This is a genomic window from Nostoc sp. TCL26-01, from assembly GCF_013393945.1.
Classification (GTDB): Bacteria; Cyanobacteriota; Cyanobacteriia; order Cyanobacteriales; family Nostocaceae; genus Trichormus.
In genome coordinates, this window is the sequence record NZ_CP040297.1 from 6,195,940 (window position 1) to 6,211,010 (window position 15,071).

Annotated in this window: 11 protein-coding genes; 9 read left to right on the plus strand and 2 right to left on the minus strand. The window is 42.0% G+C overall.

The window, feature by feature from the left end; genetic code table 11:
* The first annotated feature begins 438 nt into the window (after positions 1-438).
* The 6 genes from FD725_RS26810 to FD725_RS26835 all read left to right on the plus strand — a co-directional run bounded on the left by FD725_RS26810 (position 439) and on the right by FD725_RS26835 (position 5,428).
* On the plus strand, positions 439-1,893 hold the full coding sequence (locus tag FD725_RS26810) for an N-6 DNA methylase (RefSeq protein WP_179050934.1): 1,455 nt from the start codon (positions 439-441) through the stop codon (positions 1,891-1,893).
* Between the two features lie 26 nt (positions 1,894-1,919).
* Entirely contained in the window at positions 1,920-2,582 is a 663-nt protein-coding gene (locus FD725_RS26815; protein ID WP_179050935.1) for a Uma2 family endonuclease, read from the plus strand.
* A gap of 45 nt (positions 2,583-2,627) precedes the next feature.
* Positions 2,628-2,891 carry a DUF2281 domain-containing protein gene (locus FD725_RS26820; protein WP_179050936.1) on the plus strand — a complete coding sequence of 88 codons (264 nt, stop codon included), beginning with the start codon at positions 2,628-2,630 and terminating at the stop codon, positions 2,889-2,891.
* On the plus strand, positions 2,888-3,292 hold the full coding sequence (locus FD725_RS26825) for a PIN domain-containing protein (protein WP_179050937.1): 405 nt from the start codon (positions 2,888-2,890) through the stop codon (positions 3,290-3,292). Before FD725_RS26820 ends, FD725_RS26825 begins: the two co-directional genes overlap by 4 nt.
* Before the next feature lie 47 nt (positions 3,293-3,339).
* Positions 3,340-3,573 carry a hypothetical protein gene (locus FD725_RS26830; RefSeq protein WP_179050938.1) on the plus strand — a complete coding sequence of 78 codons (234 nt, stop codon included), beginning with the start codon at positions 3,340-3,342 and terminating at the stop codon, positions 3,571-3,573.
* 427 nt (positions 3,574-4,000) lie between these two features.
* Positions 4,001-5,428, plus strand: a complete 1,428-nt coding sequence (locus FD725_RS26835) for a restriction endonuclease subunit S (protein WP_179050939.1) — start codon at positions 4,001-4,003, stop codon at positions 5,426-5,428.
* A 111-nt stretch (positions 5,429-5,539) separates the two neighbouring features.
* On the opposite strand, the gene pgmB is transcribed toward FD725_RS26835, so the two are convergent.
* Together pgmB and FD725_RS26845 are read right to left on the minus strand one after the other, a co-directional pair.
* On the minus strand, positions 5,540-8,503 hold the full coding sequence (gene pgmB, locus FD725_RS26840; RefSeq protein WP_179050940.1) for a beta-phosphoglucomutase: 2,964 nt from the start codon (positions 8,501-8,503) through the stop codon (positions 5,540-5,542).
* Positions 8,504-8,748: 245 nt separating this feature from the next.
* Positions 8,749-11,154 carry a sucrose synthase gene (locus tag FD725_RS26845; RefSeq protein ID WP_179050941.1) on the minus strand — a complete coding sequence of 802 codons (2,406 nt, stop codon included), beginning with the start codon at positions 11,152-11,154 and terminating at the stop codon, positions 8,749-8,751.
* Positions 11,155-11,616: 462 nt separating this feature from the next.
* Here FD725_RS26845 and FD725_RS26850 point away from each other — a divergent pair, with 462 nt between their 5' ends.
* The 3 genes from FD725_RS26850 (at position 11,617) to FD725_RS26860 (ending at position 14,893) form a co-directional block, all read left to right on the plus strand.
* Positions 11,617-11,967, plus strand: a complete 351-nt coding sequence (locus FD725_RS26850) for a hypothetical protein (RefSeq protein ID WP_179050942.1) — start codon at positions 11,617-11,619, stop codon at positions 11,965-11,967.
* 387 nt (positions 11,968-12,354) lie between these two features.
* Entirely contained in the window at positions 12,355-13,152 is a 798-nt protein-coding gene (locus FD725_RS26855; protein WP_179050943.1) for a Tab2/Atab2 family RNA-binding protein, read from the plus strand.
* Between the two features lie 280 nt (positions 13,153-13,432).
* Positions 13,433-14,893, plus strand: a complete 1,461-nt coding sequence (locus FD725_RS26860; protein WP_179050944.1) for an NF038130 family PEP-CTERM protein — start codon at positions 13,433-13,435, stop codon at positions 14,891-14,893.
* The last annotated feature ends 178 nt before the right edge of the window (positions 14,894-15,071 follow it).

Here is a 15,071-nt window from a genome sequence, read left to right on the forward strand (position 1 = left end):
CAATTTCAGAGGTAAATTGATTGTCATCGTATTTATTTGCCAATATTTGGAATAAAATTATCAAGGGAATTTTTACTTATATCCTTAGCAATTAGCATAATTAAACAGAGATTGCTTACTTTATAGTAAATCAGAAAATAACTTTATCTGTTGTCATCCTTCTTTACGCCAATCATCACAATAATCTTAGAGGATGTTTTAAAAGTATCATGTGTAACACCAAAATCTCAAAAACCTAACCCCTAACCCCTTCCCTTGTAGGGAAGGGGAACAGGAAAATCAGGGTTTCAAAGCCTCTCTCCGTGTCGGGGAGAGGTTTGGAGAGGGGTTTCTACTATACTTTTCGACTTTTCAAACATCCTCTTAAACTTTGACAACACTACCTAATTGCGTATAATCACAAAGCAGTATTTATATAATGATTACTTATTTAAAACATTGAGCGCGACTACTGATATCGTCCAAAAACTCTGGAATCTCTGTCACGTCTTGCGGGACGATGGGATTACTTATCTCGATTATGTAACTGAATTAACATACCTACTGTTCCTGAAGATGGCGCAGGAAACAGGGACAGAAAGCCAAATCCCTGAAGGCTGTCGCTGGGGTGATTTGGTGGTTAAGGATGGCATCGAACAGATGAACTTTTACCGCACCACCTTGTTAAATTTGGGTTCTAACAGTCCCCCACGAGTGCAAGCCATCTTTGCTAATGCCCAAACAGCCCTGAAAAAACCGCAAATCCTTAATAAGCTGGTCAAAAGCATTGATGAACTGGACTGGTACTCCGCCAAGGAAGAAGGTTTAGGCGATTTGTACGAAGGACTGTTAGAGAAGAACGCCAGTGAGAAAAAATCTGGTGCAGGGCAATACTTTACGCCACGTCCTTTGATTGATTGCATGGTGGAACTCATCAAACCACAAGCGGGGGAACTGGTACAAGACCCCGCAGCTGGGACAGGTGGGTTTTTAATTGCTGGCGATCGCTATATTAAAAAACACACTGATGATTTATTTGACCTCAGTGAGGCGGAACAGTCGTTTCAGCGTTACCAAGCCTTCTACGGCATTGAATTAGTACAGGATGCCCATCGGCTGTTATTAATGAATATGCTGCTACATGGCATTGAGGGGGCTGTAGATTTGGGTGATACTCTCTCTAGTGATGGGCAACAGTTACCAAAAGCCAATGTTATCTTGACTAATCCCCCCTTTGGGACGAAAAAGGGTGGCGGACTGCCTACACGGGATGATTTTACATTTCCTACGTCAAACAAGCAGTTAGCTTTTTTACAGCATATCTATCGCGGACTGTTACCCCAAGGACGGGCGGCGGTGGTGTTACCTGATAATGTGCTGTTTGAAGATGGTCAAGGGCGGAGCATCCGCGCTGATTTGATGGATAAGTGCAACCTGCATACAATTTTACGGTTGCCTACGGGGATTTTCTATGCTCAAGGTGTTAAAACTAACGTGCTGTTTTTCCAACGGGGAACGACGGAGAAGGGGAATACCAAGCAGGTGTGGTTCTATGACATGAGAACTAATATCCCTACTTTTGGTAAGCGCACACCTTTAACTAGAGAGCATTTTCGGGCATTTAAAGAAGTTTACGGGGATGATGCTAATGGGGGAAGTCCGCGTGTAGATGAAGGGGAGTTGGGGCGTTGGCGTTGCTTTACGCGGGAGGATATCGCTAAACGCGGCGAAAACCTGGATATAACTTGGTTGCGGGATGAAAGTTTGCAGTCTGGGGATGATTTACCTGAACCAGATGTAATTGCAGCCGCTATTATGGCGAAGTTACAAACAGCGATCGCCCAAATGGAGGCTTTGACGGCGTTGCTAGAAGGGGAGGAAGAAACTGAAGCAAGTGCAGAACTTCTAGAATAAAAGCAAACCCACAGTTATAAATTGTTATGACTCAAGCCTTACCAAAAATAGTTACCTTTGACGAATTTATTACCTGGTATCCCGAAAACTCTGGGGTACGCTATGAATTGCACAATGGAGAAATTGTCGAAATGGCACAGCCTACAGGGAAGCATGAAAGGATAAAAGGATTTTCGGCGGCTGAATTGACTGTAGAGTTTAGACGATTAAATCTCCCCTACTTTATCCCCAATCAAGCAATAGTCAGACCACCGGAAAGAGAATCAGGTTATTTCCCAGATGTCTTAATCCTCAATGGTGCTGCTTTAGTGGATGAACCGCTTTGGGAAAAATCTTCTACTGTGACTAAGGGGACATCAATTCCTTTAGTTATTGAGGTTGTCACTACAAATTGGCGCGATGATTATTATCTCAAACTTGCCGATTATGAGCAGATGGGCATTCCTGAATATTGGATTGTTGAGGACACTGCGTTGGACGGGTTTCCCGGCTTGAAGCAAGTGTCCGTTGACTATGCTGCTTTGGGAGCTAGGAAATTTATTGGTAATCCTAAACAACCCACTTTTTCAGTCTATCAACTAATTGATGGGGAATACCAAGTTACTCAGTTTCGGGGTAGCGATAAAATTATATCTCTTACTTTTCCTGAGTTAAATTTGACTGCGGAACAAATTTTTAATGCTGGTTAATAATAAGTGATGAATTTACTAAGTTAGCAGAGGTAGGTAGTAAAGATGAGTGCAGAACAAGAATTATTAAGCAATTGGCGTTCTCTTCCACCAGACAAACAAGAGGAAGTTTTAGATTTTGTAAAATTTATTCATGCAAAAATGGTAAAAACTCAACCTCTAACACCTGCAAATAAATCTCAATTGGGAAAACGTCTGCGGCAAATACGTGCCGAAATCGTTTCTTCTGGTGAACATTTGTTAACTCAAGATGAACTTGAAAAAGAAATTGCTAATCGTCGCGGTGGGTTACAGGAACCTGATACATGAAGATAAGTTTTATTGATTCTGGGGTGCTAGTTGCTGCGGCTCGTAGTGTGGGAGAATTATCAGAAAAAGCTCTTTCTATTCTAGAAGACTCTGAACGAGAATTTGCTTCCAGCGTGTTTGTTAAGTTGGAAGTAATTCCCAAAGCAATTTTTAATCAACGAACAAAAGAATCTGAATTTTACGAAACATTTTTTAGCGGTGTCACTTATTGGGCGAATGATTTAGACAAAATTGTTCAAGATGCTTATCAAATTGCTGTTCAGTATGGTTTAGCGGCTATGGACGCGCTACATATTGCGGCTGCGTTGTCAGTTGATGCAGAAGAATTTGTGACGACTGAGAAGAAAACAAAGCCTATGTTTAGAGTATCTATTATTAAAGTTATTTCTATTTTTGATTAATTTTTTATTGTTGATATTCTAGAGTAATGTCTAAAGGAGAAACAGAAATGCACAGTATTAAATTATCAAAGCGTGTCGGGGCAGATGGGATTTTACATTTAGATATTCCTGTAGAAATGCCAGATACAGAAATTGAAGTCACGGTAACAATTAAAAGAGTTACACCACAACAACGGGGCTGGATGCCTGGGTTTTTTGAAGAGGTAATTGGTGGGTGGGTAGGAGAACCCCTAGAACGACCAGAACAGGGAGATTATGAAATTAGGGAGCAGCTATTTTGATTTATCTGCTCGATTCAAATGTTTGTATCTGCTTAATAAATAATAGTAGTCTGGCGGTAACAAATCGACTGGCAGCACAACAACCAGAAGATATTTTAGTTTCTACAATAACCCAATTAGAACTGTAGTATGGTGCTTACCGTAGCGCCCAACAGGAGAGAAATTTAGAAATATTACAACGTTTTTTTAGTCAGTTTACTATTATCCGTTTAGACCCAGAAGCCGCAAGGATAGCAGGGAGAATTCGGGCTGATTTGGCTGCTAGTGGTACGCCAATTGGCCCGTATGATGTGTAGATTGCAGCTATTGCAATGGCGAATAATTTAATTTTGGTTACGCATAATACGCGGTAGTTTAGTCGGGTGAATGAGTTGCAGATTGAAGATTGGGAGGAATAGGGTTGATTCAGGATATAGATGATTTTCCAATGCTTCCAAATAGTTGGATATATTCCCAAATTGAGGATATAGCCGAAATTAGTATGGGGCAAAGTCCTCCAGGCGATTCTTACAATGTTGATGGAGTTGGAATACCATTAATAAATGGGCCAGTTGAGTTTGGTTCTACTCCATTTTCTAAAACAATAAAATCTAAATTTACTACTTTGCCAACAAAAATGTGCAAAGAAGGTGATTTAATATTATGCGTGCGTGGTTCAACCACTGGACGAATGAATATTGCTGGTTTTGATGCTTGTATTGGTCGAGGTGTTGCTGCTATTCGCTCACACCTGTATCAGCAATATTTAAATATTTTTATTCATTTCAATCAATATCAAATACATAGATTAGGAACAGGCTCAACATTCCCCAACGTATCTGCTGATATTTTAAATAAAATTGTTATTCCCCTCCCACCCCTGAACGAACAACGCCGGATAGTTGCGAAAATAGAGGCACTGAAGGCTAGGAGTCAGCGAGTGAAGGAGGAGCTTGAGGATATTCCTCAACTGCTAGACCAGTTCCGTCAATCTGTCCTCGCCGCCGCCTTTCGTGGCGACCTCACTGCTGATTGGCGGGAGCAGGATAACAAAGAATTTCTTGATTATGATTTTCCTTCGACTTGGAAGAAAGGGAAATTAAGTGATGTGGTTGAGGGTTTAAAACAAGGTTGGAGTCCTAAATGTAAAAATTTTCCATCTTCTTCCGAAGATGTTTGGGGAGTAATTAAAACAACTGCTGTTCAATCACTTCGTTTTGTAGAAGAAGAAAATAAACAGCTTCCGTCACACCTTGAGCCTAGACCTGAGTTAGAGCTTATGGAAGGAGATTTACTAATTACACGTGCTGGGCCAAGAGCTAGGGCGGGAGTTACCTGTTTAGTTTCTTCAGTTCGCTCAAAATTAATGTTCTGCGATAAAGTTTACAAGTTTCGCGCTAAAGAGTCGTATGTCCTGCCTCTTTATCTTGCATATTTCCTAAATTCTCCCTCGATTATTTCTTTGATTGATCAACTAAAAACTGGTATATCCGACAGTGGTGTTAATCTGACTCAGGAAAAGTTCTTAGCTCTTCCCTTGTGGTTGCCGCCAATTGCTGAACAACAAAAAATTATTGAACGAGTTAAAACCCTATTCAAAATTATCGAAGAAATAGAACAAAAGTACCAAGAAGCCAACGCAAACCTAGATCAACTCGACCAATCAATCCTCGCCAAAGCCTTTCGCGGCGAACTTGTACCCCAAGACCCCGACGACGAACCTGCATCCGTCCTGCTAGAACGCATCCGCGCAGAACGCGCCAAACTCCAAACCAAAACAGCCAAAAAATCCACCACCAAAACCAGCGCACGACGTACCAAAAAAACACAAGCACAACAGGAAGAACCAGTACAGCTAGACCTGGAGTTAGAGTAGCGAAGACAAACTAGCTTTTGTGGCACATACAGAGATGTTTCATTCCGCTACGCTGCATTCAACATGACAAAGAAACAGACTTTTCCAACGTCCTCTAAAAGAAGATTTAGTCTATTTCGCTGCTTCATTTAACTTGGTGCGTAAATTTTCCCAACTTACACCGGCAAGGCTGGGGAGGACAACATGAGCCGCACCTACACGCTCAACAGGGCCAAGTCCTACAGCCCACATTCCCCCAGCTAAAGCAGCTTCAACACCTGCGGCTGCGTCTTCTACAACTACACATTGTTGTGGTTCTAAGCCTAATTGATGGGCGGCGTAGAGGAATAAATCGGGTGCTGGTTTGGGTTTTTCCACGCTGTAACCATCAGCGATCGCATCTACTTTATCAGCAATGCCCAATCTTTGGATCACTGTCTTAGCATTTTTGCTAGCTGAACCAATAGCAATTTTTATCCCAGCTTGCCGTAGTTCTTCTAAGAGTGGCACAGCCCCTGGTAATAAATCTTGAGGTGTAATATGTTCTATTGATTCCACATAGTAGCGGTTTTTACGTTCCATCATCTCTTGAATTTGTGCTTCGGAATAAGGTCTATCCCCAATAATCAGCATCAAGGAAGCGCGGCGAGATACACCCCGCAAGGCTTCATTTGCTTGGCGATTAAAAGGTATGCCCTCTTCATCTGCTAGTTTTTGCCAGGCTAAATAGTGGTATTCTGCTGTATCTGTTAACACACCATCTAGGTCGAAGATAAATCCTTGGATGGGGGAGTGGGGAGTGGGGAGTGGTGAGTGCTGAGTGGTGAGTCCTGAGTGAGGGAGTGAGGGAGTGAGGGAGTGAGGAGGGTATGAATAATTTTTTCCTTGTGCTTCAACTTCCCCAGTCAAATCAAACTTGTACCACTGTCCACGCCAGTGTAGTTGAAACTTCAGGCGTGTCCAACCAGGGGGGAGATGGGGGTTGGCGATGGGGCCTTGTTCGGTGAATTGGATACCACCAAAGCCAAAAATTACTGCTTGCCAAACACCGCCGGCACTTGCGCCGTGGATGCCATCATTGGTGTTGCCTCGGCTATCTGCTAAATCTACCATGAGGGCTTGCATAAAGCGATCGTAGGCTGTGGCTGATTTGCCTAAGTCGGAGGCTAGGATGGCATGAATGGCTGGCCCCAGGGATGAACCATAGGTGATATCTGTTCTGGGTGCATAATAATCCCAGTTAGTTTCTAAGGCTTGTTGGTTGTAGGGAAATTCTGCGGAGGGGCGCATCAAGTAGAGTAACATGAGGACATCGGGTTGCTTAAGAACTTGGTGTTGGTTAGCTCCATCAATACCCAAGATGGCTTGCATTGATTTCTGGCGTGGTTCGTAGTCTTGTAAATTGATATCTTTCAATTGGAAAAATCCCTCAAATTGCTCAATTAAACCAGTTGAAGAGTCGGAGAAAAGGCAGATTTTTTTGATGATGTCTTGCCAATGGGCTGAGATTTCTCTGGTGATTTGCAGTTTGTGTTCCAGTTCGTTAGCTCGTTCGGGGAAAGTGTGCAGCAACCAGTAATGGACTTTGAGTGCCTTTTCCAGATGCCATTGCACCATGCGGTTAGTGAAGGTATTGTTGTGAACAAATTCGTGGTACTCGTCTGCACCAATTACGCCACGAATCTCATATCTATCAGCCTGGGAATTAAATTCGACTCGGCTACTCCAGAAAATAGCAGTATCTAAGATGATCTCTGCACCGTAATCGCGCATCCATTCATCATCGCCGGTAGCTTGCCAGTATTGCCACACAGCATAAGCAATATCTGCACTGTTGTGAATTTCGCGATCGCGACACCATATTCTCACATCTTCACCATAATAATCATCTGGCAACGCCCAACGTGGTGTGACTTCATCACCTGTATCAGCACTTTCCCACGCAAACATCGACCCTTTAAACCCGTAGTGAGAGGCTTTACGTCTCGCGCCATTGATGGTGTGATAGCGGTATGTGAGTAAGTTTTTGGCTATGGTTGGTTGAGTAAAAATAAAAAAGGGCAAGATAAAAATTTCTGTATCCCAAAAAACATGACCACGATAGCCAAATCCTGATAGAGTCTTAGCGGGAATACTCACTTTGTCGTCATACCTGGGGGCAGCGATGAGGAGTTGAAAGAGGTTGTAACGCACGGCAAAGGCGGCTGTCTCATCCCCTTCTATTACTATGTCGCTTTGTTGCCACACTTCATCCCAGGCTTGTTTGTTAGCTATCAGTAAAGTGTTGTATTTTGGTAGTTGCGTCAATTTTTCTCTAGCTGCTGCAACTGGTGTATCTACTTCTCTTGATGTAAATACTGTTACCAGCTTCTCAACAGTGACAGTTTGTTGTGATGCTGCCAAGAAACTGGCGCTGATGGTGGGATATCCAGGTACACTGCTGACTTGTAACGAGGCTTGTGCGCCGAATATGTCCACCTTGGTAGCCATACCAATTTCCATGCGTGAGCCACGGGTATGACTTTGAAACCAAATACCTTGGTCAGTTTTACCTTGCTCTAAATCTTCCCAATGGTTGAAACCTTGGTTTTCTGCATAGCCGTTAATACTAGCTTGAATTTCAATGACCGCATCACTATCAAGAGGTGTAATTTGACAGCGCTGACCCAGAATATGTTGATCTGCTAAACTGGCGAAGCGTTCAAAATGAATCTCGATAGTTTTGCCACTAGGACTACGCCAACGTAGGGAACGACTGAGCAAACCTTGACGCAAATCCAGCTGACGCTCATATTGTAATACTTCTCCCTGATCCGTACGGAAGCGATCGCCATTAATTGTAACTATAAGTGGTAACCAATCAGGACAATTTGCTAGCTCTGTATACACCACCGGCACATCATCATAAACCCCATGAATAAATGTTGCAGGCAAAGCATCTGTATAGCCTTCCTCTAAACTACCTCTTGTGCCTAAGTAGCCATTACCAATGGTAAAGACAGTTCCTCTAGAATGTAACTGCTGAGGCTCAAACCTAGTTTCAGTTAATATCCAGTCTTGATAGATAAAATCACGAAAAGGACATTTTGTATTCATATAGGAATCCGATTTAATTACTGAAATAATTTACGTAGGTAGGCAATAGGGAATAGGCAATAGGCAATAGGTAAGAAGTTTCTTGACTGGTACTGATTTTTTTCAATAATCGAATATTAGTCTTATGGGAGTCATGAGTAACGAGTGCTGAGTAGAGAGTGAGGGAGTGAGGGACAAGAAGAGAACCTTTTGACTATTGCCTATTGCCTATTCCCTATTGCCTATTTATTGCCTATTGCCTCTGACTATTGACCATTCAAAAGCTTTTCGGCTCTAGGTTTATAGATGAGATGAAAGAGACTTTCCATGTAACGGACTCTGGCTTCGCATTTTTCTGGGCTGACTAAGTTCCAGAAACTGTACATTTTAGTTAGAGATAAGAGTTGGTTGGTATGGAGTTGCCAATTGTATTTTTGGTGAATTCGCTGGCTGACCCATGTGGAAATTTCTTGCCAATATTCGGGATGAGTATCACACTGCTCTAAGAATGCCAAGATTCTTTTGGCTGTGCCTGGAAAATCTGTAGGATTAATGTAGAAGCGATCGCTGCGATCGTCGATAATTTCTAAAGAACCTCCAAATTTCGTGGCGAAGGTTGGTAAACCAGAAATCATCGCTTCTAAAATGCTTCGTCCAAAGGCTTCAAATAAAGCAAAGTGGACATAAATTCCGCGATAGTCTGCCACAACACGGTAAGCTTCACCAAGTTCGCGGCTGAGTAGGCGCATCCCTAGCCAGCGAATATGTCCGTGGAGATGGTAACGGTTAATAATATCGTGGAGTTTTTGAATTTCTCTTGCTTCTTCTGGGTTGGTAGCTTCATCTAGGTTGAGCTTACTTGTGAGGATAATCAAGTTACAGTGTGCTTGTAATTCCTGACTTTGACCGAAGCATTCAGCTAAACCAGTCATATTTTTAATTGAGGTGATAGGTGCAACAGCAAAAATGGGTTGTTTATACGGTTGTTCTAAATCACCAAAGATTTGTGAGTCTTGCTGATGAAACAGGAGATTTTGGACTTGTTTAGTTAGCTGAGGATTTCGGTCTTCTATTTGGCTATGGGGAAAGAAGACTCGTTCATCAACTCCTGGTGGAACCATGTTGAATTTAGGACTAAACAGGTCAATGCCATCAACTACATGATATAGATGGGGCATCGTAAAAAACTTGTAGGACTCGTACTGTCCCAAACTATCCGGTGTACCAACAATCTCTTGATAAGATGATGTGATGATAAAATCTGCTGCATTCATCGTGATTAAATCGGCAGTAAATTGTAACGAGAAGTGGTATTGAGTTTCAAAATCTTGCCAATATAAATTGCTAAATAAGTATTTGGGTTTTTCTAAAGAATGGGCAATATGGCAATGGGTGACTTGTAGCCGTCGGGCAAGTAGAAATGCCACTAAGTTACCATCGCTGTAATTACCAATAATTAAATTTGGTTTACCGGAGAATTGCACCAGCAGTTCTGTTTCGGCATCTAGGGCAAAGGTTTCTAAGTAAGGCCAAATCTCAGATTTAGATATCCAATTATTAGTAATTTCTGGATTAAATTCGCCAAAGGGAACACGCAATATCCAAGCATTTTCTGTATCCTTGACCTTTTCTAAGCGCAGATTACAATATGTACCCTCGCAGTTAGGAATCAGCCGGGTGAGGATAATTACATGAGGTTTAATACCTAACATATCCAGACCCGCAAGTGTGATTTCTTCTCGCAGTTTATTTTCTAAACTACGTGCTTGTTCTAAAACATAGATGACTTGACCTAAAGTTTCATCCCTACCCATCACATCCTCTTGGGCTACCCAGCCGTGGACAGAAACTAGAACGACTCGAAAGACTGCGGGAACACGGGCGACAAATGCTTCTAGTAAAGCTGGTTGCGGGCTATCAATAAGTTTTTCTAATAGCGTCAGGGTTTCCAGGACTCGGTGAGCTGTATTACCCCAGCCTGGTTCAAATCCCAGTTCTTGCAAATCAACTCGGAATTTGGCGTAGGGTTCTTCAGGATGTTGCTCAGAAAGAAACTTGATAGCGTGGTGAATTTGTCTAGCTAAATGTATCCCGGAAGGAATACTTTTGCCTATGAGTAAGGGAATGCCATCGTATTGGAGTTTGCTTAAAGCTAAATATAGCAGTTCAAACCAATAATGAGGGTCAGTCACCATTTGACTGCACAGATAGCGGTTGAGGAAAGCTAAACCTTGACCGATGTTTCTAGGGTCGCTAATACTGGGGGATGCTTCGTAAAACGAGCTGAGGTCGATTTCTAAGATATTCGGTTCGTCGGCATTAACTAGGCGATCGCTCACATCTAACAACGCCTGCGGTGACATAAAATCAAACTGAGACAATTCTGATGTCAGTCGCCAAACTTCTTGGCTAGCAATTTTCGGTCGCACCACCAACCAAGTACTCCCTTCTGCCAAAATCATTTCATGGGTGTATTGAATAAGTTTCCCAATTGAGGAAGAGTAGTAAAAATATGTAGGCTTTTGAGATTGATGACAGTATTGAGAAAAAGCCTGCAAAATCTCATTTCTCAAGAAGTAGCGTTTACCTGAACCATCCAAGGCAAATATCAACTGTTGCAGAGCATCTTTTTCTTCACTATTAGCCAAAATAGCCTGAAGTAGTTCATACATGACAATTATCACCACTCTATCCAGGTCACGACCTCATTTTTTTCTCCTCATCAACTCTAGTTTTCGTAATGGCGCACAGAGGTACATTTCCCTTGTTGACCTTTGTATAGTAGATAGACTTTAATGCTTGTGGCTTCTAGCTTGGGGATGAAAAGGCGAAGAGATGTAGAAATGTAGGGTGTGTTACGGCTGTGCAAGGATTTGGAAGTTTGAGAAAGTAAAAATGAGCCGTAACGCACCATGTTTCTATTTCACATTTAAAGGAAATTGGTATTATGCCGCAATGACATAGAAAAAAGTGGGATACTCCCAATTAGAGGTAGACTAAATTTTGATGATTAATATTCATGCCCACCTACTGATAATTCATGTCTTAAAGTCACTCTAGGGAAAGAACCCTTTATACATTTGATTTTTTAGATTGTATGGGTAAACATAAAAATTTTAATTCTTGAGCTAGCCATGAGTGCAGAAAAACTAGAAAATCAAAATCATCAACCAGAAGAAATTAGACAACCTGTTAGTGAAGATTGGCATTCCCGTGAAGAACCTAATGTCAAAGAAAGAAACTTAACTGCCAACCCAGGAGATAGAATTGCCGAAGATGCGCAATCAGTAGAAGAAAAAGCCAAACAAGTAGCCGTCGATGTTCCAGACATCACAGGTGATCAAATTACAGTACCTACCTACTTTGTGGTCGAATACCCTGATGGAGAGAAAAAAGCACTCCACCATGTCAAAGATGCAGAAGAGATTTCTGATGCCATTCGCCAAGCCAGAGTAGATGAAGACGGAAATCGTATTTGGTGGTAATCAGCACACTCAAATAACAATTAGAACTTACGGACTCAACCAATAAACCCTTCTGAGGGTGGTCAATAGTTCATAGTCAAAGGGAGCCAGCTGCTTGCGTATTTTTCCCCGGCAGTTCGCTCAAGTCAAGCCACTGCGTTGCGTATTTTTCCCCCGTTGTAGCAAGTGGCGCGGGAAACCCGCCCACGCGACTGCCTTCCCGTTGTGCAGACTGGCGTTAAAAATCAAGTTTTTTTGGACTATTGACTATTGACTATTGACAACAAAGCCAGAAAACTTAGTGACACTGCATAAGTCCTAACAATGTCCTTCCTTCACCAGCTACAGTGATTTTGTGGTAATACTGAAAAGCGGGTATGAGATAGCTGTTGATGAAGAGAGTAAATAATGAGTCTGGTCTGGCAAGCTGATTTTTATCGTAGTCCCGTGCAAACGGTAGATGGACAGATTTTCTGGGAGTTGTTGATTTGTGATGCAACTCGCAGCTTTGAGTATACAGCTACCTGTCTTCAGTCAGCAGCTAATTCTAGTTGGTTGACTAGCCAAATTCAACTAGCGGCTGGGGAAAAACTACCGGATGTGATTCAAGTATTTCGCCCCCAGTCTTTGAGTTTACTGACAGCAGCAGGACGAAATTTAGGTATCAATGTCGAACCACAACGCCAGACTTTAGCCTTAAAACAATGGTTGCAAGAAAAGCAATATCCCATAGCTGTAGACAAGCCCCCACCAGTACCGTTACCAGAAAACTTGTGGGGAGATGAATGGCGCTTGGCCACACTCCAGGCTGGTGAGATTGTAGATTTATTTAGCGATCGCCTCATTCCTATTTTATCCATACCAGAAGCCCTCAAACCGATTAATTTAGGCTTGGCATCAACAGTGGCAATTCCCGGTATAGTAATTTATGGTGGTAGGCGATCGCTACGTCTAGCACAATGGATTGCCGAAACACGTCCAGTATCACTAAATTATATTCCTGGTGCGCCCGATGGTTTGGTATTAGAAGCAGGTTTAGTAGATAGATGGATTTTAGTCACCTTTGTAGATACAGAAGTGGCGGCGGCGGCAAAAGTTTATGAACAACGCAAACAGCAAAGTCGAGGATTGCACTTTTTATTAGTACAACCTGATGATTCGGGTATGACTTATAGTGGTTTTTGGTTGTTGCAAGCAACAGTATAATTCCGGTTTTTATCGTAAGTATATTAAAACTCTAGTACAAAATCATTAATTCAGTAATTATTCTGAGAAGAACTAAAAAATATTTGCGATTTATTTACCAAGAGTCCATAGCAGCTTTACCCAATTAGGTCTACCGATTTCCTAAACTAGTGATGTAAGTTCAGCTACCCAATACAGCTAGATACTGATCGCGCTTTCTATCGTTTCCACTGCCAAAAAGTTTAATTCTGGAAGCCGTAATAGTATAAAACATCACTACAATAATAAGGAAGACCAGTAAATGAATCAGACTTTTCAGAAACTTGTAATTGGTGCATCAATGGCTGTTGGCGTAAGTGCGATCGCCACCACTCCAGCACACGCTGTCACCTTTTCTTTCAACAATCTGAATGAGATAAAAACCTACACAGGTGGCTCTAACGGTAGCTTTACAACAGGTAATAAAACCGCAGCCATTAAAGCTCTAACTGATAAAGACCCCACTTCTAATGTGGAACTTTGGCATAGCACTGAAAATCCCACAGCTAATGTTGGCTTTACTGCCACAAAAGGGCAATACTCAGCAACAGTTACTAGTGTGACTGCTAGCGACTGGAATAGTTTTGGTTCTCAATGGTTGGGTGATTTGTTGGCTAAATATCAGCCATTCCAGTCAGTATGGAATGGTTTTTCTGCTGATAGCAAGTCTCTAGTAACTAGTTCTTTTGCTTCATTGGGAATGGGCGACCCTAACGTCGGCGATTTCCGATTTGGTCAAAATGGGGGTGTAGAACTGAAGTTGATCGGTCACTTGGATGTTAAGAGCAAACTCTCAGCACTGATTTCTACAAAAATTTCTCAAAAGTGGAATGAGATTAAACCCAGTCCACAGTCACCTATCCCCACTCTGGCTGAAGTTAACACTCTGCTTTCACAAGCACAAACACAACTAAATGCAATTCCTGGACAAATTACCACACTGCAAACCCAGCTAAATGCAATTCCTGGACAAATTACCACACTGCAAACCCAGCTAAATGCAATTCCTGGACAAATTACCACACTGCAAACCCAGCTAAATGCAATTCCCGGACAAATTGCCACACTGCAAACCCAGCTAAATGCAATTCCTGGACAGATTACCGCACTGCAAACACAACTAAATCTAATTCCCAATACAACTGCTAATGCCAGTGCGAGGTTAGCAATCACAAATCAAATTACCGCACTCAACACTGCGAGGAATACAACCATACCAAATCAAATTGCTGCACTCAACACGGCGAGGAATACAACCCTACCAAATCAAATTGCTGCACTCAACACGGCGAGGAATACAACCCTACCAAATCAAATTGCTGCACTCAACACTGCGAAGAATACAACTCTACCAAACCAAATTGCTCAACTCAACACGGCGAAGAATACAACTCTACCAAACCAAATTGCTGCACTCACATCATTTAAAGATGTACTCAACTTGCAAGCTGCTGTAAACAACTATGAAGGCGAAATTGGTGCTAGTGAAATTGCTAAGGTAGTTGTAGGTGATCAGACTTACTTCGCTTATAGCTTTGACTCAATTGCATCTGGTATTACTGCTTCTGATGATGGTGTATCCTACAGTGCTATCTACAATTGGAGTACACCTGATTATGTGGCTAGTTCTACCTCAGTTCCCGAACCTTCTATTGTGCTGGGTTTAATGGGTGTTGTTGGTGTGTTTGCTACAAAACGCCAGTTTAAAAAAGTTTCTGGCTGAGACTGAGATTTCTTAACCAAAAAATAAATCGATCAAAGGGGCAATTGGCTCCTTTTTTTATGGGGACGGAATCAGAACCTTGATTTCTTTGAGAGGTCAAGGTTCGGAAATTTAGTCATCAATACTACAATTAGTTGAAATTTTAAGTATATTTACTTGACTGAGGCGAATATCATAA